This is a genomic window from Streptodolium elevatio (genome assembly GCF_053592165.1).
Map to the genome: position 1 here is coordinate 166,675 of NZ_JBSFVE010000006.1, position 25,290 is coordinate 191,964.

Sequence of the window (25,290 nt, forward strand, 5' to 3'; positions counted from 1 at the left end):
GCCGGCCGTGACCCAATTGTTACCCACCACACCCCCGGCCGCCCCCTCTACCCCCACGACCCCGCCCGCCCCCCCTTCACGGTGCCCCCGGCCGCTTCGGCCGGGGGCACCTTCACGTCCGTGTCACGTACGCCCGATCAGGCGGCCGCGGCACCATCGCCCTTGCGACGGCGCATCACGACGAGCAGACCGGCGCCGCCGACCAGCGCGACACCGCCGACGATCGCGATGGTGGTCGCCGACGAGTCGTCACCACCGGTCTCCGCGAGCTCCGCACCCGGCTTGGTGGGCTTCGGCTTCGGCTTCGGCTTGGTGCCGTTGTCGGCGGGCTTGGGAGCGTCGTCCGTCTTCACGATGTGGAAGACGTAGAAGTCGCTCTGCGATTCGACGGAAGCGAACTCCTCGTCGTTGACCCAGGCGACGCTGCCGAGCACGCCCACACCGACGCCGAGCGGAGCGGAAGCGGTGAGCGACACGCGGACCTTGACGTCGAGTGTGGCGTTCTTGCCGACGGTGTACGGCGACTCGTACATGTAGTAGCCATCGTCGTCGACGTTCCAGCCGCCGCCGATGACGCCGAAGACGGCGTTGCCCTCGCTGTCGACGTTCGCCAGCTTGGCGGTCTGCCACTTGCCGTCGCGCAGGTACTCGAGCTTGACGTGCTCGGCGCGCAGCGTGCCGCCGACGGTCTGGAGGTAGATCTCCGGCGAGACGTCGATCGCTTTGCCGGTGTTGTTCTTGACGATCGCGCTGAACTCCTTGGCCGCAGCGCCCGGGACGAGCTTGGCCGGGAAGTTCCCGAAGGTGACGGAGGTGCGCTGGTCGCCCTTCTGATCGTTCGGGATCACCGTTCCAGCGGGCGGGAGTTCCGGAGCGGCGGCCTGCGTGGGCGTCGCACTCGGGGTCTTGGCCGCCGGGGTCTCGGCGCCCGGCGCGGCGGCACTCGGGCTGCCGGTCGCGGTGGCGGTCGCGGTCGCGGTCGGCGTGGTCGTCGCCGTCGCGTCCTTGGTCGCGGTGGCCGTCGCGGTGGGCGTCGGCGTGGTGGTCTCGTCGGCGAAGGCGGCCGGGGCGGCGAACAGGGCCGCCGAGGACGCGAGGGCCGTGACCGCGGTCACGGCAAGGCTGCGGCGCAGCTGCATGGAAAACCTCGGGGATTTCGGGGACAACGAAAAATCCGGGCGAAGGCGGGGCGAAATGCCCCAGGCCCGGTGCGCAGGATCGAGAATTCCGCCGAACGCGCGTGAATGGTTCAGACGCGCGATAAACGACGCGGTGCCGTCACAACAGGAGCACCGGAGCACGTCCGCACCGCGTCCGGTCGCCCGTCGCCGACAGGGCGAGGCGGGCCGTAGGAGCCGGTTGCGGGCATGCTGGAATCCCCCGTGCAAATACCGGCTCCAACGCCCTGTCTGGCGGTGGGCCGGACCATGACCTTATCGAATGGCCGTGAATTGGCAACGGGGTTGAAAAGAAACTCTCGTGAATCAGCCCAGTTCGAGATCGCTGAGTGAGTAGGCCGTCACATAGGGAAGTCCCGCGGCCTCGATTGCGGGGGCGGCGCCGCGTTCCACGATGACCGCGACGGCGACGACCTCGGCGCCCGCCTCGCGGAGCGCCTCGACGGCGGTGAGCACCGAGCCGCCGGTGGTGGAGGTGTCCTCGACGGCGAGCACGCGGCGGCCCGCGACGTCGGGTCCTTCGATGCGGCGCTGCAGGCCGTGCGCCTTGCCGGTCTTGCGGACCACGAAGGCGTCGAGTTTGCGGCCGCGCGCGGCGGCGGCGTGCAGCATCGCGGCGGCGACCGGGTCGGCGCCGAGTGTCAGCCCGCCGACCGCCTCGTAGTCGAGGTCCGCGGTCGCGTCCAGCATGACCCGGCCGACCAGCGGCGCGGCCTCCGCGTCCAGCGTCACCCGGCGCAGGTCGACGTAGTAGTCGGCCTCCTTGCCGGAGGACAGGGTGACGCGGCCGTGCACCACGGCCTTGTCCTTGATCTGGGCGAGAAGGGCATCACGGTCGGCGCTCATGCCGGAAGCCTAGTGCTGTGACCGGAAAGGTTCACCGGTTCCCGGCGCCCGGCACCCCACCTCGCCGCGTTGCAGACCCTCGCGAGTACGACCGAGTACGAGCTTCGGGCCTGCGCCTTGCGATGCACGGCACCGAACACCAGGAACCGGCAAACCTTCCCGGCCACAGCACTAGTGGGCGGTCGGTGCGCCCCCGGTCAGCCGGTCAGTCCTCGTCGCGTCCGGCCGCCTTGCGGCGCCGGCGGGCCCGGACGGCGCGGCGGGCCAGGAACGCGCCGACGAGCAGCGCGGCCGGCGGGACGAGCCTGCGTACCAGCGGCTTGCCGCGTGAGCCTTCGGGGTCGGGAGCCGGTACGACGACCGTGCGCGGGCGGGACTCGACGACGGTCGGCGCGGCGCCGACGACCGCGACAGCGCGCGCCGGGGCGACGTCCGGCAGCTCCTGGTCGCGCGCCGGAGCCAGTTCCTCGGTCAGCGCGGCGGCGAAGCGGTCGGCCAACCGGCGCCAAGCGGCGGTCAGTTGCTCGGGCGGCAGCTCCGCGGTGCGGCCCTGTGCGCTGAGTGTCCCGTCGAACACCAGCCGCGTGGACGGCCCTTCGTCGTCGAGCCGGATCATGAGCACGGCCTTGACCGGCGCCTCGCCGCGGGCCTCCACGCCTTCGGCCGTGGCGACGAGGGCGAGCGGCTGCTCGGCCTCGGCCACCGCGACCACCCCGCGGTACGTCACCGTCGTGCCGCCCGCGCGCAGCCGCAGCCTGCCGGACAGGTAGCAGCCTTCGCCTTCGTGACGCGGCGGGTCGTCGTTCGACAGACCGGGCACGCACTCCGCGAGCCGTGCCGCGTCGTGGAAGACGCCCCAGACGAGCCGGACCGGGATCGGCACCACGACCTCGTACGCCATGGGTTCGTCGTCCTCCTCCGCCTGCGGGTGTCGCGGAGACAGCGGGTGCTGCCGCCACGTGCACAACTGTGCGACACCCCGACACCGAGAGGAAGCCTACGCACCGGTACTACATGTGTACGAGCACTTCGGTCCGTCGCCTTCGCGCGTCGTCGTCGGCGGATCCGGTCCGAACCCCGCGGCGCAGCCGATCGCAGCCAGCGCGGAGAAGACCAGGACGCACATCCGGGTCCGGGCGCGCCGGTCGAGGTCGGCGCGGAACAGCCACAGCACCACGAAGGTCCCGACGAGCGCGTTGACGGCCCCGACCAGGGCGACCGTGCCCACCTGGCCCAGGGCGGGCAGCAGGAGGAAGGGGAACAGCAGGCCGCCGCCGAGGGCGCCGACGTAGTCGGCGGCGAAGAGGTCGGCGACCGCGTGCCCGGCTTCCTGCCGCCGGATGCGCTGCACGAGCGTCATGAGCAGCGGGATCTCGGCGCCGACGAGGATGCCGGTGGCGACGCAGACGGTCAGCATCGTCACGCGGTAGAGCCCGAACACGTGCGCGCCGGTGTAGACGACGGTCACGGACGTGCCGCCGACCGCCGCGAGCGCGCTCTCGACGACCGCGAACGCCTCGGCCGGGCGGTGACCGAAGGGCTTGGCGGCGAGCGCGCCGAGGCCCATCGAGAAGACCATCACCGACAGGACGACGGACGTCTCGGCCACCGGGTCCGGACCGAGTTGGCCGCCGAGCGCGACGAGGGCCAGTTCGTACACCAGCCCGCAGGCCGAGCAGACGAGTACGGCCGCGAGCACCAGCCGGCGGGCCGCCCCCGGGGGCAGCGGCAGGGATTCCCCGGCCCCGCCCGGCTCCGGCCGCCCCTCGCCCTTGCGGTAGCGGCCCCGGGGGCGTCCGGCGACCTGGTACGGACCGGCTCCGTCGCTCTGAAACGGCGTCAGGTCCGACGAACTCACGTCGCCCGGCTGCGCGTGCTGACGATCCGCCGCTCCTGCGGGTACGTGTGCCAGGTCGACCAGCCGAGTGCCGACCCGACGCGCTCGGCGACTATCGCGGTCACCGCATAGGGCGCCCCCGGGTACGCGCCGATGATGCCTGCCGGGTGCGCCTCGACCTCGGCGAGCAGCGTGCGCACGCGAGCCTCGAAGTCGTCGTCGGCGAGCGTCTCGGCGAGCGAGGTGAACTCGTAGTCCCAGCCGTCGACCCGCTGCGCGGCCCGGGCCGGGAGCGGGGTGCGCTGCCCGCCGAGGCAGGCGACGGTCTCGGAGCAGACGCCGTGCGGGGAGTGTACGAGCACCTGATGGGACGCGCCCAGAAGGCGCAGTTCCAGGCGCACCCCGCCGAGGTCGAGCGAGCGCAGCGCGAGCGGCGGCAACGGCCCGAGGCCCAGGTACCAGCCCAGGGCGTCGGCGCGGGTGTCGGAGTAGGTCGTCCTCAGTTCGGCATGCATCGCTTAGTAGACGTCAGGGCGGGGGCCCATTGGGGCGGACGGGGCGGGGTTCGCTTCACGGTAGGGGCTGGCCGCCTCGCCGTCGTCACCCGTGACGGTGAAAGATGGTCACTCATGTGGGTGAAAGCTGGACGGTTGGCATCGAGCTGGTCGAGGATCGCCGGAGATCCCGGCAGGGCCGGAACCGGCCCAGTCAACGCCGACCAGACCCGATCAGAAGAGGAAGTGGTGCCACCGTGGGCCGACCGCTGCTGAACCGCCGTCTGGACGGCCTCGGCACGACGATCTTCGCCGAGATGTCGGCGCTCGCCGCGACGACCGGGGCGATCAACCTCGGGCAGGGCTTCCCGGACACCGACGGCCCGGAGGAGATCCGCGAGGCCGTCGTCGCGGCGCTGCGCGACGGGCACAACCAGTACCCGCCCGGCCCGGGCATCCCCGACCTGCGGCACGCGATCGCGGAGCACCGGCAGCGGTTCTACGGGCACCTGGACGGCCGGGCGTACGACCCGGACACCGAGGTCCTGGTCACCACCGGCGCCACCGAGGCCATCGCGGCGGCGCTGCTCGCGCTGGTCGAGCCCGGTGACGAGGTGGTGGCGCTGGAGCCCTACTACGACTCCTACGCCGCGTGCATCGCGATGGCGGGGGGCGTGCGCGTGGGCGTACCGCTGCGTCCGCCGACGTTCGACCTCGACATCGACGCGCTGCGCGCCGCGATCACGCCGCGCACGCGCCTGCTGATGCTCAACACGCCGCACAACCCGACCGGCAAGGTCCTCACCCGTGAGGAGCTGACCGCGGTCGCGCAACTCGCGGTCGAGCACGACCTGTTGGTGATCACCGACGAGGTGTACGAGCACCTGGTGTTCGACGGCGAGCACATCCCGCTGGCCACCCTGCCGGGGATGCGCGAGCGCACCGTCACGATCAGTTCGGCGGGCAAGACCTTCTCGTTCACCGGCTGGAAGATCGGCTGGGTCTGCGCGACACCCGAACTGGTCGCGGCGGTGCGGACCACGAAGCAGTTCCTGACGTACGTCTCGGGCGGGCCGTTCCAACCCGCGGTCGCCCGGGCGCTGCGCCTCCCGGACTCCTACTACGAGGGGTTCGCCGCCGACATGCGGGCCAAGCGCGACGTGCTGGTCTCCGGCCTGGAGGCCGCGGGCCTGACCGTGTACCGGCCGCAGGGCACGTACTTCGTCACGACCGACATCACGCCGCTGGGCTTCGACGACGGCCTCGACTTCTGCCGCAAACTGCCCGAGCTGTGCGGCGTGGTCGCGGTCCCGGAGAAGGTGTTCTTCGACGACACACCCGAGTCGCAGAAGATCGGGCGCCCGCTGGTGCGGTTCGCCTTCTGCAAGCGCGAGGTGGTCCTGCGCGAAGCCGCCGAGCGGCTGGCGACGCTGCACTGAGCGGCCGGTCTCCCCCGACGGCGTACGGAGCGGTTCGGCCGAGGAACAGCGTGCGGGACGGCGAAGGACTACGCGGGAGAGCGGTGGAAACAGCGGAGAGGGCGGACCCGACCAAGTCGGGTGCCGCCCTCTCGCACACGCCGCGCGGCCGCCGGACCGGCCGGCCGCCGCCGGGACGCGCTCAGCTCTCCGGCGTCTCGGCCGGCGGAAGCTGCTCCGCGAGCCAGTTCGAGAACGAGATGCAGGTGCTGACCCAGGCGCGCGTCGTGAAGACGAACAGCTCGCGGTTGATACCCGGTTCGAGGTCGAGCTGGGTCTCCGCGATGATGCGCAGCCGGCCGTCGTCGTGGACGTGCGTGTACGCCTTCGGCCAGAAGTACTGGCGGTGCCAGTCGTCGAGGACCTCGAGGATGCGCGGCTTGTCCGTGACATCGAACTCGCGGTCGAGGAACATCCGGACCGTGTAGATCTCGGAGCTCTCGCCCTTGAGCATGAAGTAGATGCGGAAGCCCTCCCAGGGAGCGCCGATGTCCCCTTCGTCGTCGACGAAGTGGTTGATCTCGAGCTCGGTGAGGACCTGCTTGATCAGCTCCTGCGTCGGCCGGATGACCGGGGTCGCGGGAACGAAGTTCGGCCTCGGGATCGAGGACGGGTCAATGCTCATTACATTCCTCTCCAGACGTCTCCCCGCCATCCTCTCCCATCTCGGCGCCGCCCGGTGACTCCGGTCACAGGACGTCACCGGGCGTTTCCCGGAGTGAGGCGCGCGTGCCGTCACTCGTACTCGGTTCCGCCCTTCCGGGTCAGGTAGCCCTCGGACACGAGCTTGCCGATCGCGCGGGTGCCGGTGACGTCGCTGCGCCGCTCGCGCGCGGGGCGTACGACCAGGCCCTCGCGCAGGTGCGCGGCCGTCCCGGAGACCGTCTCGCGGCCCTCGGCGAGGGCGACGAGGGCCGCCTCGTCGTACGGCCCGGCGTACAGGCGCGGTACGACGGGCAGCCGCACCGACAGCCCGCCCAGCACGTCGGGCAGGTCCTCCGCGTCGACCCAGCGCAGCGCGCCGGAGGCGTCGGAGAACGACACGTCGAAGACCGCGTATCCGGGCAGTTCGGCGCCGCCCTTGGCGGCGTACGGGAGGTCCTGCACGCCTTGCCCGTACACCTCGCCGAAGATCCCGACGCGCTCCGCGCCGAAGATCGCGGCGAGCTTGGCGGCGGCCTCGGGCACCCGGTGCCCGAGCACGGCCCGCCAGTAGAGGTTCCGCTCGGAGCGGACCAGCGACAGGCTCTTGGCGCCGAACCCCTTGGAGGACACGAAGTCCCCGTCGGGCGTGCGGGTGTAGAGGCAGGCGGTGCCGTGGATCTTCTCGGTCGCGACCACCTGCTCGCCGGGGGCGAACAGGGCGGGGTAGCGCTTGATGTTCTCGATGTCGAGCCACGGCAGGAGGTCGGGCGCGGCCACCACGTCGCCGCTCATGTGCACGGGGATCGGCGGCACCCACTTCACGATCCCGAGGTCGCCGGCGAAGTCGCGGCCCTCGGCGTGTGCCGCGGCGAGGTCCGTCGCGGCCAGCGCCCGGGGGCGGCACACGATGCCCTGGGACAGCTCGCCGCGCAGCCGGATGGCCTTCACGCGGTCCTTGTCGGCTCCCGCGAGCCGTCCGGTCAGGCCGAGTTCCTCGATCAGCCCGGCGGGCAGCACAGCCTGCTCGGGTATGTAGACGGCCCAATCGCCGTCCTGGTAGACGCCCTTGGCCACGACGGCGCGGTACAGCCCGACCTGCGCGAGTTCGAGCGCATCCGCATTGGGGTGGGTGTGTATGGTCAACCGCTCGGCGGTTACCCGCAGTGTGGACATATCCGCAGCGTGACACCCGTCCGGACCCCCCAGCCAACGGTTTTCCGGTCGGCGGGTGATGATGGCCGCATGCCCAACTTCATCGAGAAGCCGACCGTCGTCGAGGCGGCCGGCAACATTCCCAAGATCATCCGCGAGTACGTGGGCCGGGTCAACACCGGCGAGAGCGCGCTGAGCATCGCCCACATGAGCTCGCCGGGCGGCTGGGAGGAGTCCGGCCAGACCCCGGAGTTCGACGAGTACACCGTGGTGCTCCGCGGCGTCCTGACCGTGGAGTACCAGGGCGGTTCGCAGGAGGTCGCGGCGGGCCAGGGCATCCACACCAAGGCGGGCGAGTGGGTCCGCTACAGCACGCGCGGCGCGGACGGCGCCGACTACGTCGCGGTGTGCCTGCCCGGCTTCGCGCCGGAGACCGTGCACCGCGACGGCGAGTAGGCGGAGGGCGGCCCGAGGCCGCGGCGCGACGCGCGTTTCACGTAGGAGCGGTCGGCCCCGGCGGGGGCCGACCGCTCCTACGTGACGCACAGTCGCGCCACCTGCCGCTGAACGACTACACCAGGTCCAGCCAGCGGGCGTCGGTCACGACCGCCTCCAACTGCGGGAGGCTCAGCGCGGGCGCGCTGCGCGTGGGAGACGCCGCCTCGGACACCGAGTCGATCGCGGACACGACGACCCGTCGGCCGTCCGGACGCAGCAGGTCCGCGGTCCACACCTGCGCGGAACCGCCCTTCTCGGACGGACGCTTGATCAGCAGCAGCTCGCTGCCGTCGCCGAGGGTCCGCTGGGTGCAGGAGATGGAGCCCTCGCCGAGGCCGCCGCAGCTGAACAACCCGGCCAGGGCTTGCGTCATGTTCCTCTGCACGTTGATGCCGACGGCCGACTTCCCCTTGCCGTCGTCCACGAGCATGCTCGCGTGGCCGGTCTGGCCGAACTCGTTCGTGACCGCCGCGCCCTGCGGCGCGAAGGTCCTGAGCAGCGCCAGAATGTCGTCCCCGGAGGCGCCCGCGGGGGGCGCCTGCGGAACCGGGGTCTGGCTCGCCACCGAGGCGACCGCCGCGGCCCACGTGCCGCTCTTCGCGGCGGCCTTGATCTGGTCGATGCTGAGGATCGGTGCGACCGGGCTCGTGGTCGCCTTCTCGCCGCCGCCCCCGTAGACCCCGACCGACACCGAGACGCCGTTGGGGTACGTCATGACGGCATACCAGTACTTCTGGCCGGTGTTCTTGCTCGGGTACGTGAAGCTCTTGGAGCCGACCAGCGTCGAACCGTCGGGCAGCGTCTCACTGGCGCACTCGGAGTGCGGTGCCACCTGGATCGGCGGGCACACACCCCCGCCGCCGCCCCGGGCGACGCTCACGCCGACGCCACTGGTGCCGTCGGCGTTCCGGTAGATCAGCCCGGCGCTTCCGCCGCCGTACGGAGCCCCCGGCTCTCGAGCGGTGCCGCGGCTGTTCTCCTCGGAGAACGAACCACCGGGCGGCAGCAGGCTCTTGAGGTTCGCGAGCATCGTCGCCCCGTCCACCGGCGGCACCTCGGCGGAGGCCGGGTCGGAGGCGAGAGCGGGAGCGGACGGCACCGGCGCCGCCAGGGACGTGGGCTCGCCGCCGTCGCCGACGGTCCCGACGACCGCGTACGTCCCACCGAGCACCGCCGCCGTCAGCACGGTCGCGGCGACGCCGATCCGGAGGTTGCGGGTACGCCGCAGGCCCCTCCCGCGGCGGTGGCCACGGCCGACCAGATCGGCGCTCGGTGCGGGAAAGTCGTCGGACGCCGCACGCAGCGCGCCGGGGAGGCCGCGCTCGAACGTGCTGTCCCCCTCGTCGGACCTGGGGTGTTCTGGCATGGTCGGTCACCGTTCTCCGGGTTCGCCGGTCAGCTGAGGTTCCGATGGGGTGGGGTGGAGGGGGTGGCGGGCGCGCGGCGGCAGCCCGGTCAGCACTCGGCGAGTTGCGGCAACTGGTCGCCGAGCAGGCGGCGGAGGCGACGCAGCGCACGCAGCGAGCGCACGCGTACGGTCCCCGGTGACATGCGGAGGACCTCCGCCGCCTCGTCGACCGACCGGTCCTCCCAATAGCGCAGGATCAGCACCGCCCGGTCGCGCTCCGGCAGTCGGGCGAGCCCGTCGAGCAGCGTGAGCCGCAGGCCGGGATCGTCCGCGGCATAACCGCGGTCCGGCAGCGCGCCGGTCGGTGTCTCGCTCGAACTGCGTTTGCGGCGATACGACAGAAACGTCCGAACGAGGATGGCGTCGGCATAGGCGGACGGCGAGTCGGCCGCGCTGACGCGGCGCCACGACACGTACACCTTGCCGAGCGTCTCCTGCACCAGGTCCTCGGCCAGGTGCCAGTCGCCGGTCAGCAGGCATGCGATGCGGAACAAGGCGCTGCTGCGTGCGGCGGCGAACTCGAGATAGTCCGCCTCCGCCGCCGCTTTCCCCGTGCTCGCCACAGACCCTCCCCTTTGGTCGTACGCATGGGAGAGTCCGCGGGCACCCGATCGCGTTACACCTCGTCAAAAACTTTTTCCGAACGGCTTCCGGACGCAGTCCGGAGCGACTTTCTACCGGACATTTCGCCTGACGCCCAGAGGCGGCGGCCGGACGGCGTCAGGTGGGCGGGTCCGGCAAGGCCGGGCAAGGTCAGGTCAGGCAAGGTCAGGTCAAGTCAGAGCCGGGACGCGCTGCGGGGCGGGCGCCCCGACGTACCGCGCGGCCGGACGGATGATCTTGGAGTCGGCCGCCTGCTCGAGCGCGTGCGTGGTCCAGCCCACCACGCGGCTCGCCGCGAACGTCGGGGTGAACATGTCGCGCGGCAGCCCGCACAGCTCCATCACGACCCCCGCCCAGAACTCGACGTTGGTGTGCAGTTCGCGGCCCGGCTTGAGGTCCGCGAGCACGGCGACCACCTCGCGCTCGACCTGCGCAGCGAAGTCCACCAGCGGGCCCCCGAGTTCGTACGCGATGCCGCGCAGCATGCGGGCCCGCGGGTCCTCGGTCCGGTACACCGGGTGGCCGAAGCCCATGATGCGCTCGCCGGCCAAAACCCGGTCGGTGATCCACGCCCGTGCCCGGTCGGGCGTGCCGATGGCGTCCAGCGTGTCGAGCGCGCGGCTGGGGGCGCCGCCGTGCAGCGGCCCGGTCAGCGCGCCGAGCGCTCCCGCGACACACGACGCCAGGTCGGCGCCGGTGGACGCGATGACGCGGCCGGTGAAGGTCGAGGCGTTGAAGCCGTGGTCGATCGTCGACACCAGGTACGCCTCGACCGCCTTGGCCCGGGCCGCGTCCGGCTCGGTGCCGGTCACCAGGTAGAGGTAGTTGGCGGCATAGCCGAGGTCGTCGCGCGGTTCGAGCGGCCGCTCGCCCTGCTGGAGCCGGTGCAGCGCGGCGATCAGCGTCGGCACGAGGGCGGCCAGCGCGAGTGCCTCGTCCTGGCGGCGGCGCGGTGTCGCGTCGTACAGCGGGCGCATGCCGTAGGCGGCGCCGACCAGCGGCAGCAGCGCCTTCACCCCGGCGAGGGGACCCTCGTCGCGCGTCGCGTCGGCGACCGGCGCCAGCAGCGGCAGCACGCCGTCCGGCACGCGGCGCAGCGGCGCGGCCTCCCGGGCGAACCGGGCCCGCTCGACGGCGTCCGGCAGCGTGCCGCGCAGCATCAGATGCCACACGTCCTCGAACGCGCGGTGCTCGGCCAGGTCGACGGCGGAGTACTCGCGGTAGTGGTAGAAGCCCTCGCGGCCGCGTACGTCGCCGATCGAGGTGTCGGTGACGACGACCCCGGCGAGTCCGCGCGGCACCTCGACGATCGTGTCGCGGCGCGGTCCGGAGGGCGATGCGGCGGCCGGTCCTGCGGTGGCAGTCATGGCGACCCCCTTGGGTTCCGGTGGCGGATCCCGCCCTGCGGGCCGGGTCGGCGCGGCGGGCGGGTCCTGGGCGAATCCCGCTGATTCCGCGGGTACTTGCGACTCTCCCGGTCAACCTTGAGAACGTCAACATTGATCGAGTCAATATGAGACCCTGAAGTCATGGTTTCCACCGAAGGACAGCCCGGAGGACGGTCCGGAGCACCTCGCGAAGGACAGCCGGGCGCACTGCCGGGAGCACCGTCGGGAGCACTGCCGGGAGGGCAGCCTGAAGGACCGTCGGCGCACCGGCTCACCGCGGACGCGGTCGCGCGGCGCCTGGGGGTCAAGGTCGAGACGGTCTACGCGTACGTCAGCCGCGGACTGCTGACCAGCGTGCGCGCGGAGGACGGCCGGACCAGCCTGTTCGCGCCCGACGAGGTGGACGCCGTGGCCCGGCGCGCGGGCCGCGGCCGCGGCGGCTCCCCGGCGCTGGAGGAGGTCCGCACCGCCCTCACGCTCATCCGTGACGACGACCTGTTCTACCGGGGCGCACCGGTCTCGCGGCTGGTGCGCACCCACGGTTTCGAGTCGGTCGCGGCCTGGCTGTGGAGCGAAGCCCTGGACGCCGACGAGGTGTTCGAAGCGGACCCCGCCTCCCTGGCGGTCGCCCGAGCGGCCGTCGGCACGCTGCCCGCTGCCGCGCGCACCATCGACCGCATGCGGGTCGCGGTCGCCTCGGCCGCAGCTGTGGACCCGCTGCGGTACGCCACCGACGCGGACTCCGTGACCGCCACCGCCGGTTCACTCCTCGCCACGATGGTCGAGGCCCTCCCCCTCGTGGGGACCGCACCACCCGCGGCCCAGCCCCCGACATCCGTTCTCGCGACGTCTGATCCCCCGACCTCCGCTCCCCCGCCCTCGCTGGCCGAACGGCTGTGGCCCCGGCTGACCGTGCGGCCGTCGTCGCCCGCGACACTCGCCGCCCTGGACGCGGCCCTGGTGCTCACCGCCGACCACGGGCTCGCGGCGTCCACCACCGCCGCCCGGATCGCGGCGTCGGTACGCGCCGACCCGTACTCGGTCGTGCAGGCCGGCCTGGGCGCGGTCGACGGACCGCATCACGGCCTCGCCAGCGCACTGGCCTATCGGCTGCTCGCCGAGGCGCACGCCTCGGGCGACCCGGCGGCCGTCGTCTCGGAGCGCCTGCGTTCACGCATCCCGGTCCCCGGCTTCGGCCACGAGGCCAGCGTCTACCGCCAGGGGGACGTCCGGGCCCGCGAACTGCTGGGGTTCCTCCGGGAGATCCCGGAGGCGGCGGCGGTCGTGCGCACCCTCGACGACCTCGCCGAGGTCATGTCCCGGCGCCCCGCGCTGCGGCCCAACATCGACCTGGCGCTCGCCGCCCTCGCCCTGGCCTGCGCGATGCCGGCCGACGCGGGCGAGGGCGTCTTCGTGGTCGGGCGTACCGCGGGCTGGATCGCGCACGCCCTGGAGGAGTACCAGGCCAAGCCGCACCGCTTCCGCCCGACCGGCACGTACACCGGACCGCGGCCGGAGTGAGGAGCCGCCGCGCCCCACCCGGCCCCGGGTGTCAGCGGACGACGTCGAAGACGTTCTTCTGCAGGCCGTTGGCGTACGCCTCGTGCTCGACCAGCTTCAGCTTCTGCCGGTCCTTGTCGGTGCCGCTGAACAGGCGCTTGCCCGCGCCCAGGAGCACCGGGAAGACCAGCAGGTGGTAGCGGTCGATCAGGCCCGCGTCGGACAGCGCCCGGTTCAGCGTGGCGCTGCCGTGCATGATGATCGGCCCGCCCTCGGTCTCCTTCAGCGCCGCCACCTCGTCGAGCGAGCGCAGGATCGTGGTCTTCCCCCAGTCCGACACCAGGTCGGCGTCGCCGAGCGTGGTCGAGACCACGTACTTGGGCATGTCCTTGTACTCCGCGAAGTCCTCCATGCCGGGCCACACGGGGCTGAACGCCTCGTAGCTGACGCGGCCCAGCAGCATTGCGGTGGCCTCCTGCTGCTCCCGGCCCTTGATCTCGAAGGCCTCCGGCAGGAACTCGACGTCCTTGAAGGTCCATCCCGCGTTCCGGTACCCGGCCTCACCGCCCGGCGCCTCCACGACGCCGTCCAGAGAGACGAAAGCGGTGCTGATGAGGGTGCGCATTGCGGGTCTCCAATGTCTCTGTCATATCGGGTGCTGCGGTCGGCAACCGGTTCGACCGGTCGGCCGACGGAAACTCATCGGTCCCCGTCGGAGAAAATCTCACGACCGGGCCGCAGGAGACGGCAGCGACCCAGAGCGAAACTCAGAGAGTCTTCGCGGTCGCCGCCGCCTTCTCCGCGACGACGGACAACTTGTCGCGGGCCTCGTCCAGGTCCACGACCACGGTGTCGCCGTCCGCGACCTCCCCGGCGAGCAGCTCGCGGGCGAGTTGGTCGCCGATCGAGGTCTGCACGAGGCGGCGGAGCGGGCGGGCGCCGTACGCCGGGTCGTACCCGGTCAGGGCCAGCCACTCGCGGGCCGCCGCGGTGACGGTGAGGGTGATGCGCCGGTCGGCCAGCCGCTGCCCCAGCCGGGCCACCGACAGGTCCACGATGTGCGCGAGTTCGTCGGTGCCGAGGGCGTCGAAGACCACCACGTCGTCGAGCCGGTTCAGGAACTCCGGCTTGAACGAAGCCCGTACGACCTCCAGGACGCGGGCCCGCTGGTCCGCGGGATCCAGGGTCTGGTCGACGAGGAACTGCGAGCCGAGGTTCGAGGTCAGGATCAGCACCGTGTTGCGGAAGTCCACCGTGCGGCCCTGACCGTCCGTCAGACGCCCGTCGTCGAGCACCTGGAGCAGGATGTCGAAGACCTCGGGGTGCGCCTTCTCCACCTCGTCGAGCAGCACGATCGTGTACGGCCTGCGCCGCACCGCCTCGGTGAGCTGCCCGCCCTCCTCGTAGCCGACGTACCCGGGCGGCGCGCCGACGAGGCGGGCCACCGAGTGCTTCTCGGCGTACTCGCTCATGTCGACGCGCACCATCGCGCGCTCGTCGTCGAACAGGAAGTCCGCCAGCGACTTGGCCAGTTCGGTCTTGCCGACGCCGGTCGGGCCGAGGAACAGGAACGAGCCGGTGGGGCGGTCGGGGTCGGCGATGCCGGACCGCGCCCGGCGTACCGCGTCGGAGACGGCCGCGACCGCGGTGGTCTGGCCGATGAGGCGCTTGCCGATCTCCTCCTCCATGCGCAGCAGCTTGCCGCGCTCACCCTCCAGAAGGCGGCCCGCCGGAATGCCGGTCCAGGACGACACGACGTCGGCGACGTCGTCCGGGCCGACCTCCTCCTTGACCATCGACGCGGTGGCGGCGGCGGTCTCGGCGGTGTGCGAGGCCTCGGCGAGTTCGCGCTCAAGGGTGGGGATCTGGGCGTACATGAGCTTGGACGCGGTCTCGAAGTCGCCGTCGCGCTGCGCGCGTTCGGCCTCGCCGCGCAGGTCGTCGAGCTGCTTCTTCAGCTCACCGACCTTGTTGAGCCCGGCCTTCTCCTGCTGCCAGCGAGCGGTCAGGGCGCTCAACTGCTCCTGCCGGTCGGCGAGGTCGCGGCGGATCTTCTCCAGGCGCTCCTTGCCGGCCGGGTCGGACTCCTTGGCGAGCGCCAGCTCCTCCATGTGCAGCCGGTCCACCGAGCGCTGGAGCTCGTCGATCTCGACGGGGGACGAGTCGATCTCCATGCGCAGGCGCGAAGCGGCCTCGTCGACGAGGTCGATCGCCTTGTCGGGCAGGAAGCGCGCGGTGATGTAGCGGTCGGAGAGCGTCGCGGCGGCCACCAGCGCGGAGTCGGCGATCTGCACCTGGTGGTGCGCCTCGTACCGGCTCTTGAGGCCGCGCAGGATCGCGATGGTGTCCTCGACACTCGGCTCGCCCACCAGCACCTGCTGGAAACGGCGTTCGAGGGCGGGGTCCTTCTCGATGTGCTTGCGGTACTCGTCGAGGGTGGTGGCGCCGACCAGGCGCAGTTCGCCGCGCGCGAGCATCGGCTTGAGCATGTTGCCGGCGTCCATCGCGGAGTCGCCGGTGGCACCCGCACCCACCACGGTGTGCAGTTCGTCGATGAACGTGACGACCTCGCCGTCGCTGTCCTTGATCTCGGTCAGGACGGCCTTGAGCCGCTCCTCGAACTCGCCGCGGTACTTCGCGCCCGCGACCATCGCACCGAGGTCGAGGGCGATCAGCCGCTTGCCACGCAGCGATTCGGGGACGTCGCCCGCCACGATGCGCCGGGCCAGACCCTCGACGACGGCGGTCTTGCCGACGCCGGGCTCGCCGATCAGGACCGGGTTGTTCTTGGTCCGCCGGGACAGCACCTGCACGACGCGGCGGATCTCCGCGTCGCGCCCGATGACCGGGTCGAGCTTGCCGTCGCGCGCCTCCTCGGTCAGGTCGCGGCCGTACTTCTCCAGCGCCTGGTACGTGCTCTCCGGGTCCTGGGACGTCACGCGCGCGCTGCCGCGCACCTTGGTGAACGCGTCGAGCAGCGCCTGCGGCGTGGCCCCCTGCGCCCGCAGCGCCTCGCCCACCGCACCGCCCGTCTCGGCGATGCCGACGAGGAGGTGCTCGGTGGAGACGTACGCGTCGCCGAGCGCCTGCGCGCGCTCGCCCGCGTCGTTCAGGGCGGCCAGCGTCTCGCGCGCGAGCTGCGGCGCGGCCACCGTCGAGCCCTGCGCCCGGGGCATCCGGTCGAGCACCTGCTCGGCGGCGACCTTCACGCGCGACGGCTCGACGCCGAGTGCGGCGAGCAGCGGAAGCGCGGTGCCCTCGGGCTGTTCGAGCAGGGCCAGCAGCAGATGCGCGGGCTCCACCTGGGGGTGCCCGGACGCCGCCGCCTTGCGTACGGCAGTGGAAAGACCCTCCGCGGCCTTCGTGGTGAGCTTGTTGGCATCCATGTGCGCGCTGCGACTCCTTCGCTACGACGGTTCTCTGCGACTTCTCTGCGACTTCTCTGTGCGACTGCGACGTTCCTACGGCATTTCCCGGGGCGTTCCGGCGCGGCGGCATGGTGCGCTCGCTTCCCGGGCGACCCACCGGAGTCAACGGTGACAAAGTTGAGTCTATTCCACTCAACTTTCCGCAGGGGCGATTCGACCCCGCAGATCAGGCCCGGTTTCACGGCGGCTACGGTCGGGACATGACCGCTGCCGGCCCCACATCGACACCGCTCACCAGCCCGCGCCCTGTCACCCCGCGCCCCGTCACCCCGCATCCGGTCGCGCCCGCGGCCCCCGTGACGGCGCCCGTGCGGATACCGGCGGCGGGTCCGACGCTGCTGCCGACGCCGCTGCCGGACATGCCGCCGAGCGCGTTCGCCGCGACGCTCGACGAGGCGTACCTCGCTTTCTGGCGCGAATACCACCTGTGCACGCTCACCACACTCCGTCCCAACGGCACCCCGCACGTGGTCCCGGTCGGCGCGACCTTCGACCCGGAGACCGGCATCGCCCGGGTCATCACCGGCCGCGACAGCCGCAAGGCGCGGAACATACGGGCGGCAGGCCCGTCCGGCATGCGCGTCGCGCTGTGCCAGATCGACGGGCGCCGCTGGGCGACCCTGGAGGGTACCGCCGTGCTGCGCGACGACCCCGCGTCGATAGCCGACGCCGAGCGCCGGTACGCCGCCCGCTACCGCCCGCCGTCCGCCAATCCACTGCGCGTCGTGATCGAAATCCGCATCGACCGCACGATGGGACGCGGCTGACCGGCACGAGCCCCGGCGCCTCGGCCTGAGCCTGGAACTGAGCGTTGGCGTGGGCAAGCGCGGCGGCCCGGACCTGGGCATGCGCCTCGGCCTCGGCCTGAGGGAAAATCCCCGCGACCGCGCGCGGCCCGCTGCGGATACTTGGCCGATGGCACCCACCCAAGCGCAGTCCTCGGCCGACCATGTCAGGCAACTCCTCGAGGCACTCGACGCCCTGCCATACGCCGGGCGGCGCGGCCTCGCCCGCGACACCGCGCGGCAGCTCGCCCGGACCGGCGAACTCACCGACGTCCTGGCCGAATTGTGGGCCATGGACCGCTTCGGGCGCGAGACCGCCCTGCACATGGCCATCTCGGTCGCGGACACCGCGTTCGTGACCACCGCCCTACACGCCCCCGAACCGGACCTCGCGCGCTGGGCCGTCCGCTCCGCCGCCAAGATGCCGGTTCCGGACGACGCCCTGGCAGAACTCCTCGACGACGCACCCCAGATACTCAGGTCCGAGGTGTACCGCGCGATCCGACGCGGCCGGCGTACGGCTCTCGCCGACCGCATCGTGGGCGACATCGCGGCGGCCTATGGCCCCGACGAGGCCGCGGTGCTGCTGCCTGCCTGCTCGCCCGACGCCGTGGCGGCCGTCCTGCCTGTGCTCCCGTTCACCCCCACGCTCTCGCGCGCGCTCGCACGGCGTACGCCCGACCTCGTCCTCGACGCCGCCGACCGCGAACTCTCCGACCTGCCCGCCTCGTTGCGCGCGGCGTGGTGGCAGCGGCACGGCCAGGCGGTGGGAATCGCCGCGGAGAGCCGACCGCTTCGCGTACTGGATCTGCTGGAACGCCATACCCGACAGGGCATGATGCCTTGGGGCGTCGCCCCCCGACTTCACCTGCTCGTCGCCGCCGACCCGCGCCGCACGGTCGACGCGCTCATCCGCGCCGGCCACCACGGTCCCGCCCTGTCCCGCGGCGTGGCCCACCGCCTCGCCGCCGCCGCGACGGAGAACCTGGCCGACCTCGGGCGCGCCGTGCGCGACAACGAGGCCCTGTTCACATCCCTGCTGCGCGCCTTCCCGCCGAGCGCCCGCGAGGCGTTCTTCGACGCGGTCCACGCGGACGTCGACCTGTCCCAATGGGAGATCGACGAGGACGTCCTCGAACTCCTGCCCACCGCACGGCGCATCGCCGAGGCACGCCGCATGCTCGCGGTGGCCGAGGCAGAGGACGACACCGACGCACGGCAGCACATGCTCGCCCGACTGCCGTACGACGAAGTGCGCGGGGAACTGCTCGCCGAGTGCCGCCGCCCCGACGCGTACGACCGCGCGAACGGGTACCGCGCACTGATCGGGTGCGCCGCCCGCACCCGCGACCCCCGGCGCTTCGCCGCGGCCCTCACCGAGGACCTCGACCGGGTGCGCAAGGACCAGGACCCGGTGCGGTCCGCGGTGTTCGACGCGCTCGACGACGTCCCGCGCTGGTTGTTCACCGACGAGGCCGCCGATGCCCTGGACGTCCTCGGCCACCACGCGTTCGAGGCCGTCGACCTGTCCTGGGCGACCCGCACCAGGCTCCAGTCACTGGCCGCCGAGGTCCTGGCAGACGTGACCAGGCGTGCCGGGGCCGCCGACTCCCAGGGGGCGGCCGACGGCGACCGGCAATCGCCCGGAGCCGACCGTCGGTCGGCCGAGGGCGACTCGCAGTTGGCCGAATGGGCCCGGCGGACCCTGGGGCAGCCCTCGGTCGCCAAGGACTTCTGGGTCCCGAACGAATGCCTCCGCGGCATCGAGACACAGGTCTTCGACGCCCTGCTGCCGGCCGTACGGGCCGCCGCCGACCGGCGCGACTACGCGCCCACCCTCGCGCTCGCCGGCCAACTCGGCCGGAAGGGCTGGGAGATCGACGCGCTCCAGGACCTGCTGGAGGAGGCCGTACGGCTCGGCGACACAAGCGCCGCCTCCTCCGCGGTCCCGCACCGGCTCGCCGACCCGCGGCACCGCGACGCGCGCACCGCGGAGGTCCTGGCCGCCGATCCGTCCACGTTCACACTGCCTTCGGTACGCGACGCGGTGCTGCGCCGCCGCACCGACCTGCTCGACCCCTACCTCACCGGCGAACGGCCGCGGGGCCGCTTCGCCCCCGCGTCCGACGTCTGGGTGCCCCGCATCGGTCGCGACACCGCACGCCTGCTGCCCCGGCAGCGCGAGGCGTACGCCCGGCTCGCCGCGGCGCAGGTCACCGACGAGACCCTGCCCGCCACCGAACGCGCCGCCTGGCTCGCCGACCTGGCCCACGTGCCGGGCACCGGACGGGCGCTGGTGCTGCCCCACCTCGACTCCCCCGACGCCCTCGTGCGCGACGCGGCACTCGCCGGCGCGGCCCGGGTGGAGGGGCACGCCGAGATCCTTCCGGTGCTGCTCGCCCGGGTCTCCGGCGACGACACGCACGCGGCGATGTACACCGCCAGTCGCGTCAGCCGGTACGTCGCCCCCTCGCAACTCGGGCCGCTCCTCGACGCGTTGCTGACCGCACCGGCCGGCAAGGTCACCGTGCGCAAGGAAGCGGTGCGGCTCCTGGTCGAGCGCGGGGTGCCGGACGGCGTCGAGCGCGTCGCGGACACGGCCACGCGCGACGACGTGCACCGCGACGTCCTGCGCGCGGCCCTGGTCGCCCTGCTGTCGCGCCTGGATCGGCCGAGCTCCTGGACAGTCGTCGAACGCGCCGTCGCCGGGCCGCGGGACGTCGCCACCGTGCCCGTCGCCGTGCACCCGCTCGACCTTGCCGCCGGTGACCGTGCGCGGTTCGCGGCCCTGGTGGTCACCACGTGCGGGCACGAGCACGCCGCCGTGCGGCGGGCCGCGTACCAGGCGTTCACCCGGTGGTCGCCGTGGGCGCCGGGCGAGGTCGAGCGCGTGCACGCCGCGGTCCGCGACCTGACCGTGCGCAAGGGTTGGAAGGACGCCGCCGAGGCGATCCAAGGGCTCGTCAGGGACGGCTTCGCGGGGGACGAATTCCTCGCCACCGTCGACGTGTTGGCCGACGCGGCACACGCCGAGGCGGGCGGGCCGCTGGACGCCGCGGCGGGTCGGGACCGGCCCGCCGCGCGGCGGCTCCGCCACCTCGTGAAGCTCACGCGCGCGTGGGCACGGCAGCAGCCGCCGTCCGTCACCGCGGCGGAGGTGCGGCGCCTGGCCGAACACCTGGCCGACAACCGCGGATTCCCGTACGAGGGTGTGCAATTGCTCGCCGAGGCCGTGCCGTTGCACGGCGACGAGGACGTGATCACCGCAGGACTGCGCGCGGTCGCGGTCCGGTGCGCCGACAGCCCGCTGCTGGCCTTCCGGGCGGGCCGCCGCCTACGCGCCCGGGTCACGAGCTACGTCGCGCCGGTGACACCGGACGAACTCCTCGCCCCGGTCGCCGCGTTGGCCGCGGACCGAACCGTGGCGACCGGGCTGCTCGCCCTCGCGCTGGCCGGCGAGACCGGCCCGCTGACCGGGTGGTCGTCCGAATGGCGCGCCCTGGTACGCGAATTGCGCGCGCACCCCGTACCGGACGTGAGCCACGCCGCCCGAGCGCTGGCGACGGCGCGTGAGTAGCCGCGAAGGACACCGAAACATGTGTGGGCCCCGTACCGGTCCGGTACGGGGCCCACACACGTGCGTGCCTGTTCGGGTCGTTTCCGCGTCAGTCCTGGCGGCCGCGCTTGGGCCGCCACACCACCAGGGCGGTGCCCTGCGGCTGGACCCTCACCAGGTCCCGGCGGTACGACGCGTGCACCGCGGCCTCGCGCTGCGCCTGGACGGCGCCCGCCTCGGCCGCGGCGGCCTCCAGTTCGGCGACGCGCATGCGCAACGCCTCGACGTGGTTCTCCAGTTCGAGGATGCGCTTGATGCCGGCGAGGTTGATGCCCTCCTCCTGGGAGAGCCGCTGCACCTCGCGCAGTTGCATAATGTCGCGCGCCGAGTAGCGGCGCCCGCGCCCGGCCGTGCGGTCCGGCGAGACCAGGCCGAGGCGGTCGTACTGGCGCAGTGTCTGCGGGTGCAGGCCGGAGAGCTGGGCCGCCACCGAGATGACGTACACGGGTGTGATCTCGCTCAGTTCGTAGCGGCGCCCGGGTGACCGGCCTCCGGAGGGGCCGCCGGGGAACCCGCCTGGCAGGCCTCCGGGGAGACCTCCGTCCGCTCGCATGTCACGCTCCCTTCGCCGCTTCCATCAGTTTGGCGCGCGGGTCCACTGATGCGGTCGCGGCCCGGTACGCCTCCAGCGCCTCGAGCGCCTTCGGGTCCAGGTCCTTCGGGACGGTGACCTCCACGGTGACCAGCAGGTCGCCGCGCGAACCGTCCTTCCGTGCCGCGCCGCGGCCCCGCACGCGCAGGGTCGCGCCGTTCTTCGTACCGGCCGGGAGTTTGAGCGTCACCGGGGTACCGCCCAGAGTGGGCACGGTGACCTCGGCCCCGAGCACCGCCTCGGGGAATGTCACCGGGGCGGTGACGGTCAGGTTGTCGCCCTTGCGGCCGAACACCGGGTGCGGACGCACGTGCACGACGACGTACAAGTCCCCGGCAGGACCCCCGCGTTCGCCGGGGGCACCCTTGCCCTTCAGGCGTATGCGCTGGCCGTCCTGCACGCCCGCGGGCACTCGCACCTGCATGGTGCGCGCGCTGCGGGCCCGCCCGGAGCCGTGGCACACGATGCACGGGTCGTCGACGAGCAGCCCGCGCCCCTTGCAGTCGCGGCACGGCTCGGAGAAGGCGAACCCGCCCTGGTTGCGGCTGGTCTGCCCGGTGCCGCTGCACGTCGGACACGCGCGCGGCATGGTGCCGGCCGCCGCGCCCGTGCCGTTGCAGTGGTGGCACGGCTCCGAACTCGTGAGCCTGATCGGCACGGTGGCGCCGTCCACCGCGTCGGAGAAGTTGAGGGTGACCTCGGACTCGACGTCCTGGCCGCGGCGCGGCGGAGCCTGCCGCGCACCGGCGCGGCCGAAGAGGCCGCCGAACAGGTCGCCGATGCCCCCGGCACCGCCGGGCGGCTGGCCCGGCCCTCCGGGCTGCCCGAACAGGTCGCCCAGGTCGAAGGGAAAGCCGCCGGCACCGGCCCCGCCCGGCGGGCGGAAGCCGCCGTTGCCGAACAGGGTCCGGGCCTCGTCGTACTCCTTGCGCCGCTTCTCGTCGGCGAGTACGTCGTAGGCCTCGGAGATCTCCTTGAACCGCTCCTCCGCCTTCGCGTCACCCTTGTTGGCATCGGGGTGGTACTCGCGGGCGAGCTTGCGGTACGCCTTCTTGATCTCCGCGGTCCCGGCGTCCTTCGGGACGCCGAGGACCTTGTAGAAGTCCTTCTCGAGGTAGTCCTTGGTACTCACGGCGTCCCGCCTCCCTCCGGTCTGGTCAGTCTGTCGCGTGCGGCCGTGCGCGGGCTCAGCTGCTGTCCGCTTCCGAGGCCGGGGCCTCGGTCGCCTCCGCCGGCTCGGCCACCGCGACGCGTGCGGGACGGATGACCCGCTCGCGGAACTGGTAGCCGGGCTGGAGGATTTCCACACAGGTCGGCTCGGTCACGTCCGGGGCGTAGCTGTGCAGCAGCGCCTCGTGGACGACGGGGTCGAAGGGCTCGCCCTTCTTGCCGAAGCTCTGCAGGCCCATCTTGGCGACGATGGACTCCAGCGACTCGGCCACCGACTTGAAGCCGCCCGCCAGTTCGCCGTGGTCGCGCGCGCGGCCGATGTCGTCCAGCACCGGCAGGAGCTCGGTGAGCACCTTGACCAAGGCCACCTCGCCCACCGCCTGGCGGTCGCGGTCGACGCGCTTGCGGTAGTTGGCGTACTCCGCCTGGAGCCGCTGCAGGTCGAGCGTGCGCTCGGCAAGCGCGTTGCGGACCTCGTCCAGCTCGGCCGAGGAGCCGCCGCCGGCCGCCGCGGTCTCGGCGGGGGCGGGACCGCCCTCGCGGGCGGCCCCTTCCTGCGCCGCGGTGGATCGGACCTCACCGGTCTGGGGATCGATCCGTCGCTTGTCGCGGATCACCGGCTCCTCGGGGAAGCCGTGCGTCCCCTCCGTCACGCAGCACCACCCTCACGCTTGTCCTCGTCGACGATCTCCGCGTCGACGACATCATCGTCGGGAGTCCCCGCAGTGTTACCCGCGGAAGCGCCCGCCGCACCCGCGGCCCCGGCCGCGTCGCCCGCCTGCGCGCCGGCGTACATCGCCGAGCCCAGCTTCTGGCTCGTGGTGGCGACCTTCTCGGCGGCGTCGCGGATCTTGGCGATGTCCTCGCCCTTGAGCGCGTCCTTCAGCTCGACGAGGGTGGCCTCGACCTCGGTCTTGACGTCGCCCGGGACCTTGTCGCCGTTGTCGCCGAGGAACTTCTCGGTGGTGTAGACGAGCTGCTCCGCCTGGTTGCGGGTCTCCGCGTCCTCGCGGCGCTTCTTGTCGTCCTCGGCGTGCTCCTCGGCCTCGCGCATCATGCGGGAGATGTCGTCCTTGGGCAGGCCCGAGCCGCCGGTGATGGTCATCGACTGCTCCTTGCCCGTCCCGAGGTCCTTGGCGGACACGTGGACGATGCCGTTGGCGTCGATGTCGAAGGTGACCTCGATCTGCGGCACGCCGCGCGGCGCGGGCGGCAGGCCGGTCAGCTCGAACATGCCGAGCTTCTTGTTGTACTGGGCGATCTCGCGCTCGCCCTGGAAGACCTGGATCTGCACGGACGGCTGGTTGTCGTCCGCCGTCGTGAAGATCTCCGAACGCTTGGTCGGGATCGTCGTGTTGCGCTCGATCAGCCTCGTCATGATGCCGCCCTTGGTCTCGATGCCGAGGGACAGCGGGGTGACGTCGAGCAGCAGGACGTCCTTGACCTCGCCCTTGAGGACACCGGCCTGGAGCGCGGCGCCGATCGCGACGACCTCGTCCGGGTTGACGCCCTTGTTGGGCTCCCGGCCGCCGGTCAGCTCGCGCACGACCTCGGCGACGGCCGGCATCCGGGTCGAGCCGCCGACCAGGACGACGTGGTGGATCTCGGAGAGCTGGATCCCGGCGTCCTTGATGACGTTGTGGAACGGCACCTTGACGCGGTCGAGCAGGTCCTGCGTCAGCTGCTGGAACTGCGCGCGGGTCAGCTTCTCGTCCAGGTGCAGCGGGCCCTCGGCCGAAGCGGTGATGTAGGGGAGGTTGATGGTGGTCTCGGTCGAGCTGGAGAGCTCGATCTTGGCCTTCTCCGCCGCCTCGCGCAGGCGCTGCAGCGCCATCTTGTCCTTGGCCAGGTCCACGCCGTGGGCGTTCTGGAACTGCTTCACCAGGTGGTCGACGACGCGCTGGTCCCAGTCGTCGCCGCCGAGGTGGTTGTCGCCGTTGGTCGCCTTGACCTCGACGACGCCGTCACCGATCTCCAGGAGCGACACGTCGAAGGTGCCGCCGCCGAGGTCGAAGACGAGGATGGTCTGCTCATCGCCCTTGTCGAGGCCGTACGCCAGCGCGGCGGCGGTGGGCTCGTTGACGATGCGCAGGACGTTGAGCCCCGCGATCTCGCCGGCCTCCTTGGTGGCCTGGCGCTCGGCGTCGTTGAAGTACGCCGGGACGGTGATCACCGCGTCGGTGACCTTCTCGCCCAGGTACGCCTCGGCGTCGCGCTTCAGCTTCTGCAGGATGCGGGCGCTGATCTCCTGCGGGGTGTACTTCTTGTCGTCGATGGCGACGGACCAGTCCGTGCCCATGTGACGCTTGACCGAACGGATGGTCCGGTCGACGTTCGTGACCGCCTGGCGCTTGGCGACCTCGCCGACGAGCACCTCACCGTTCTTCGCGAAGGCCACCACGGACGGTGTGGTCCGGGACCCCTCCGCGTTGGTGATGACGGTCGACTCGCCGCCTTCGAGAACGCTGACGACAGAGTTCGTCGTACCGAGGTCGATTCCGACCGCACGTGCCATGTTGGAGCCTCCAGGGGACTGCTCGGGGAAGTGTTGAGTGATACGCGCTCAAGGATGAACGCCCGATACAACGGCGTCAAACCGCTTGAGTATTCCTGACTCAACTTTACTGCCTGTAGCAGCGTCATACACGGAGGCGAACCAGGTCAAGCACCAT

General features: G+C 72.2%; 21 protein-coding genes. 5 read left to right on the plus strand and 16 right to left on the minus strand.

Going from position 1 to position 25,290, the window contains the following annotated elements:
* Window positions 1-137: 137 nt before the first annotated feature.
* From ACWD12_RS14130 to ACWD12_RS14150, 5 genes are all read right to left on the minus strand, one after another.
* Window positions 138-1,139: an LPXTG cell wall anchor domain-containing protein gene (locus ACWD12_RS14130; protein WP_450099771.1), complete on the minus strand. Its 1,002-nt coding sequence runs from the start codon at window positions 1,137-1,139 to the stop codon at window positions 138-140.
* A 345-nt stretch (window positions 1,140-1,484) separates the two neighbouring features.
* Window positions 1,485-2,024: an orotate phosphoribosyltransferase gene (pyrE, locus tag ACWD12_RS14135; protein WP_358351903.1), complete on the minus strand. Its 540-nt coding sequence runs from the start codon at window positions 2,022-2,024 to the stop codon at window positions 1,485-1,487.
* A 205-nt stretch (window positions 2,025-2,229) separates the two neighbouring features.
* A complete protein-coding gene (locus ACWD12_RS14140; RefSeq protein WP_450099772.1) occupies window positions 2,230-2,925 on the minus strand; it encodes a CoxG family protein in 696 nt (231 codons plus the stop codon).
* Window positions 2,926-3,021: 96 nt separating this feature from the next.
* On the minus strand, window positions 3,022-3,882 hold the full coding sequence (locus ACWD12_RS14145; protein WP_450099773.1) for a hypothetical protein: 861 nt from the start codon (window positions 3,880-3,882) through the stop codon (window positions 3,022-3,024).
* Window positions 3,879-4,376: a DUF2617 family protein gene (locus ACWD12_RS14150; protein WP_450099774.1), complete on the minus strand. Its 498-nt coding sequence runs from the start codon at window positions 4,374-4,376 to the stop codon at window positions 3,879-3,881. The genes ACWD12_RS14145 and ACWD12_RS14150 overlap by 4 nt, the downstream gene beginning before the upstream one ends.
* A 236-nt stretch (window positions 4,377-4,612) precedes the next feature.
* On the opposite strand from ACWD12_RS14150, the gene ACWD12_RS14155 reads away from it, so the two are divergent.
* Complete coding sequence (locus ACWD12_RS14155) at window positions 4,613-5,794, plus strand: pyridoxal phosphate-dependent aminotransferase (RefSeq protein WP_358351894.1); 1,182 nt, start codon at window positions 4,613-4,615, stop codon at window positions 5,792-5,794.
* A 181-nt stretch (window positions 5,795-5,975) separates the two neighbouring features.
* On the opposite strand, the gene ACWD12_RS14160 is transcribed toward ACWD12_RS14155, so the two are convergent.
* On the minus strand, window positions 5,976-6,458 hold the full coding sequence (locus tag ACWD12_RS14160) for a type III secretion system chaperone family protein (protein ID WP_358351892.1): 483 nt from the start codon (window positions 6,456-6,458) through the stop codon (window positions 5,976-5,978).
* A 110-nt stretch (window positions 6,459-6,568) separates the two neighbouring features.
* Window positions 6,569-7,651, minus strand: coding sequence for an RNA ligase (ATP) (locus tag ACWD12_RS14165; RefSeq protein ID WP_450099775.1), 1,083 nt, complete (start codon window positions 7,649-7,651; stop codon window positions 6,569-6,571).
* Between the two features lie 69 nt (window positions 7,652-7,720).
* On the opposite strand from ACWD12_RS14165, the gene ACWD12_RS14170 reads away from it, so the two are divergent.
* Window positions 7,721-8,086, plus strand: coding sequence for a cupin domain-containing protein (locus tag ACWD12_RS14170; RefSeq protein WP_450099776.1), 366 nt, complete (start codon window positions 7,721-7,723; stop codon window positions 8,084-8,086).
* A 115-nt stretch (window positions 8,087-8,201) separates the two neighbouring features.
* Here the strand turns inward: ACWD12_RS14170 and ACWD12_RS14175 are convergent, their stop codons facing one another.
* The 3 genes from ACWD12_RS14175 to ACWD12_RS14185 all read right to left on the minus strand — a co-directional run bounded on the left by ACWD12_RS14175 (window position 8,202) and on the right by ACWD12_RS14185 (window position 11,506).
* Window positions 8,202-9,494 (minus strand): hypothetical protein, encoded by a 1,293-nt coding sequence (locus tag ACWD12_RS14175; protein ID WP_450099777.1) that lies wholly within the window; start codon window positions 9,492-9,494, stop codon window positions 8,202-8,204.
* Between the two features lie 89 nt (window positions 9,495-9,583).
* Window positions 9,584-10,099, minus strand: coding sequence for a SigE family RNA polymerase sigma factor (locus tag ACWD12_RS14180; RefSeq protein WP_450099778.1), 516 nt, complete (start codon window positions 10,097-10,099; stop codon window positions 9,584-9,586).
* A gap of 210 nt (window positions 10,100-10,309) precedes the next feature.
* Window positions 10,310-11,506 (minus strand): citrate synthase, encoded by a 1,197-nt coding sequence (locus ACWD12_RS14185; RefSeq protein WP_450099779.1) that lies wholly within the window; start codon window positions 11,504-11,506, stop codon window positions 10,310-10,312.
* Between the two features lie 162 nt (window positions 11,507-11,668).
* On the opposite strand from ACWD12_RS14185, the gene ACWD12_RS14190 reads away from it, so the two are divergent.
* Window positions 11,669-13,048, plus strand: a complete 1,380-nt coding sequence (locus ACWD12_RS14190) for a citrate synthase (RefSeq protein WP_450099780.1) — start codon at window positions 11,669-11,671, stop codon at window positions 13,046-13,048.
* A 31-nt stretch (window positions 13,049-13,079) separates the two neighbouring features.
* Here ACWD12_RS14190 and ACWD12_RS14195 read toward each other — a convergent pair whose 3' ends face one another.
* Both ACWD12_RS14195 and clpB read right to left on the minus strand, forming a co-directional pair.
* Window positions 13,080-13,652, minus strand: coding sequence for a dihydrofolate reductase family protein (locus ACWD12_RS14195; RefSeq protein ID WP_450099781.1), 573 nt, complete (start codon window positions 13,650-13,652; stop codon window positions 13,080-13,082).
* Window positions 13,653-13,794: 142 nt separating this feature from the next.
* Window positions 13,795-16,413, minus strand: a complete 2,619-nt coding sequence (gene clpB, locus ACWD12_RS14200) for an ATP-dependent chaperone ClpB (protein WP_358351872.1) — start codon at window positions 16,411-16,413, stop codon at window positions 13,795-13,797.
* A gap of 401 nt (window positions 16,414-16,814) precedes the next feature.
* Between clpB and ACWD12_RS14205 the strand changes: the two genes are divergently transcribed.
* Together ACWD12_RS14205 and ACWD12_RS14210 are read left to right on the plus strand one after the other, a co-directional pair.
* Window positions 16,815-17,222 carry a pyridoxamine 5'-phosphate oxidase family protein gene (locus ACWD12_RS14205; RefSeq protein WP_450099894.1) on the plus strand — a complete coding sequence of 136 codons (408 nt, stop codon included), beginning with the start codon at window positions 16,815-16,817 and terminating at the stop codon, window positions 17,220-17,222.
* 148 nt (window positions 17,223-17,370) lie between these two features.
* Window positions 17,371-20,817: a hypothetical protein gene (locus ACWD12_RS14210; RefSeq protein WP_450099782.1), complete on the plus strand. Its 3,447-nt coding sequence runs from the start codon at window positions 17,371-17,373 to the stop codon at window positions 20,815-20,817.
* Between the two features lie 88 nt (window positions 20,818-20,905).
* On the opposite strand, the gene ACWD12_RS14215 is transcribed toward ACWD12_RS14210, so the two are convergent.
* Genes ACWD12_RS14215 through dnaK form a run of 4 tightly spaced genes read right to left on the minus strand, consistent with a single transcriptional unit; the run spans window position 20,906 to window position 25,133 of the window.
* Entirely contained in the window at window positions 20,906-21,409 is a 504-nt protein-coding gene (locus tag ACWD12_RS14215; RefSeq protein ID WP_450099783.1) for a heat shock protein transcriptional repressor HspR, read from the minus strand.
* Between the two features lies 1 nt (window position 21,410).
* Window positions 21,411-22,580: a molecular chaperone DnaJ gene (gene dnaJ / locus ACWD12_RS14220; protein ID WP_358351862.1), complete on the minus strand. Its 1,170-nt coding sequence runs from the start codon at window positions 22,578-22,580 to the stop codon at window positions 21,411-21,413.
* Between the two features lie 55 nt (window positions 22,581-22,635).
* Window positions 22,636-23,271 carry a nucleotide exchange factor GrpE gene (gene grpE / locus ACWD12_RS14225; RefSeq protein ID WP_358351859.1) on the minus strand — a complete coding sequence of 212 codons (636 nt, stop codon included), beginning with the start codon at window positions 23,269-23,271 and terminating at the stop codon, window positions 22,636-22,638.
* Complete coding sequence (gene dnaK / locus ACWD12_RS14230; protein WP_358351856.1) at window positions 23,268-25,133, minus strand: molecular chaperone DnaK; 1,866 nt, start codon at window positions 25,131-25,133, stop codon at window positions 23,268-23,270. The genes grpE and dnaK overlap by 4 nt, the downstream gene beginning before the upstream one ends.
* Between the last annotated feature and the right edge of the window lie 157 nt (window positions 25,134-25,290).

Bases quoted from the DNA above. Each gene is read 5' to 3' on its own strand.
- ACWD12_RS14210 (WP_450099782.1), top strand. From the start codon at position 17,371: ATGGCACCCACCCAAGCGCAGTCCTCGGCCGACCATGTCAGGCAACTC.
- ACWD12_RS14160 (WP_358351892.1), bottom strand. From the start codon at position 6,458: ATGAGCATTGACCCGTCCTCGATCCCGAGGCCGAACTTCGTTCCCGCG.
- ACWD12_RS14205 (WP_450099894.1), top strand. From the start codon at position 16,815: ATGCCGCCGAGCGCGTTCGCCGCGACGCTCGACGAGGCGTACCTCGCT.
- ACWD12_RS14195 (WP_450099781.1), bottom strand. From the start codon at position 13,652: ATGCGCACCCTCATCAGCACCGCTTTCGTCTCTCTGGACGGCGTCGTG.
- pyrE (WP_358351903.1), bottom strand. From the start codon at position 2,024: ATGAGCGCCGACCGTGATGCCCTTCTCGCCCAGATCAAGGACAAGGCC.
- ACWD12_RS14190 (WP_450099780.1), top strand. From the start codon at position 11,669: ATGGTTTCCACCGAAGGACAGCCCGGAGGACGGTCCGGAGCACCTCGC.
- dnaK (WP_358351856.1), bottom strand. From the start codon at position 25,133: ATGGCACGTGCGGTCGGAATCGACCTCGGTACGACGAACTCTGTCGTC.
- ACWD12_RS14215 (WP_450099783.1), bottom strand. From the start codon at position 21,409: ATGCGAGCGGACGGAGGTCTCCCCGGAGGCCTGCCAGGCGGGTTCCCC.
- clpB (WP_358351872.1), bottom strand. From the start codon at position 16,413: ATGGATGCCAACAAGCTCACCACGAAGGCCGCGGAGGGTCTTTCCACT.
- ACWD12_RS14185 (WP_450099779.1), bottom strand. From the start codon at position 11,506: ATGACTGCCACCGCAGGACCGGCCGCCGCATCGCCCTCCGGACCGCGC.
- ACWD12_RS14165 (WP_450099775.1), bottom strand. From the start codon at position 7,651: ATGTCCACACTGCGGGTAACCGCCGAGCGGTTGACCATACACACCCAC.
- ACWD12_RS14140 (WP_450099772.1), bottom strand. From the start codon at position 2,925: ATGGCGTACGAGGTCGTGGTGCCGATCCCGGTCCGGCTCGTCTGGGGC.
- ACWD12_RS14150 (WP_450099774.1), bottom strand. From the start codon at position 4,376: ATGCATGCCGAACTGAGGACGACCTACTCCGACACCCGCGCCGACGCC.
- ACWD12_RS14130 (WP_450099771.1), bottom strand. From the start codon at position 1,139: ATGCAGCTGCGCCGCAGCCTTGCCGTGACCGCGGTCACGGCCCTCGCG.
- ACWD12_RS14170 (WP_450099776.1), top strand. From the start codon at position 7,721: ATGCCCAACTTCATCGAGAAGCCGACCGTCGTCGAGGCGGCCGGCAAC.
- ACWD12_RS14175 (WP_450099777.1), bottom strand. From the start codon at position 9,494: ATGCCAGAACACCCCAGGTCCGACGAGGGGGACAGCACGTTCGAGCGC.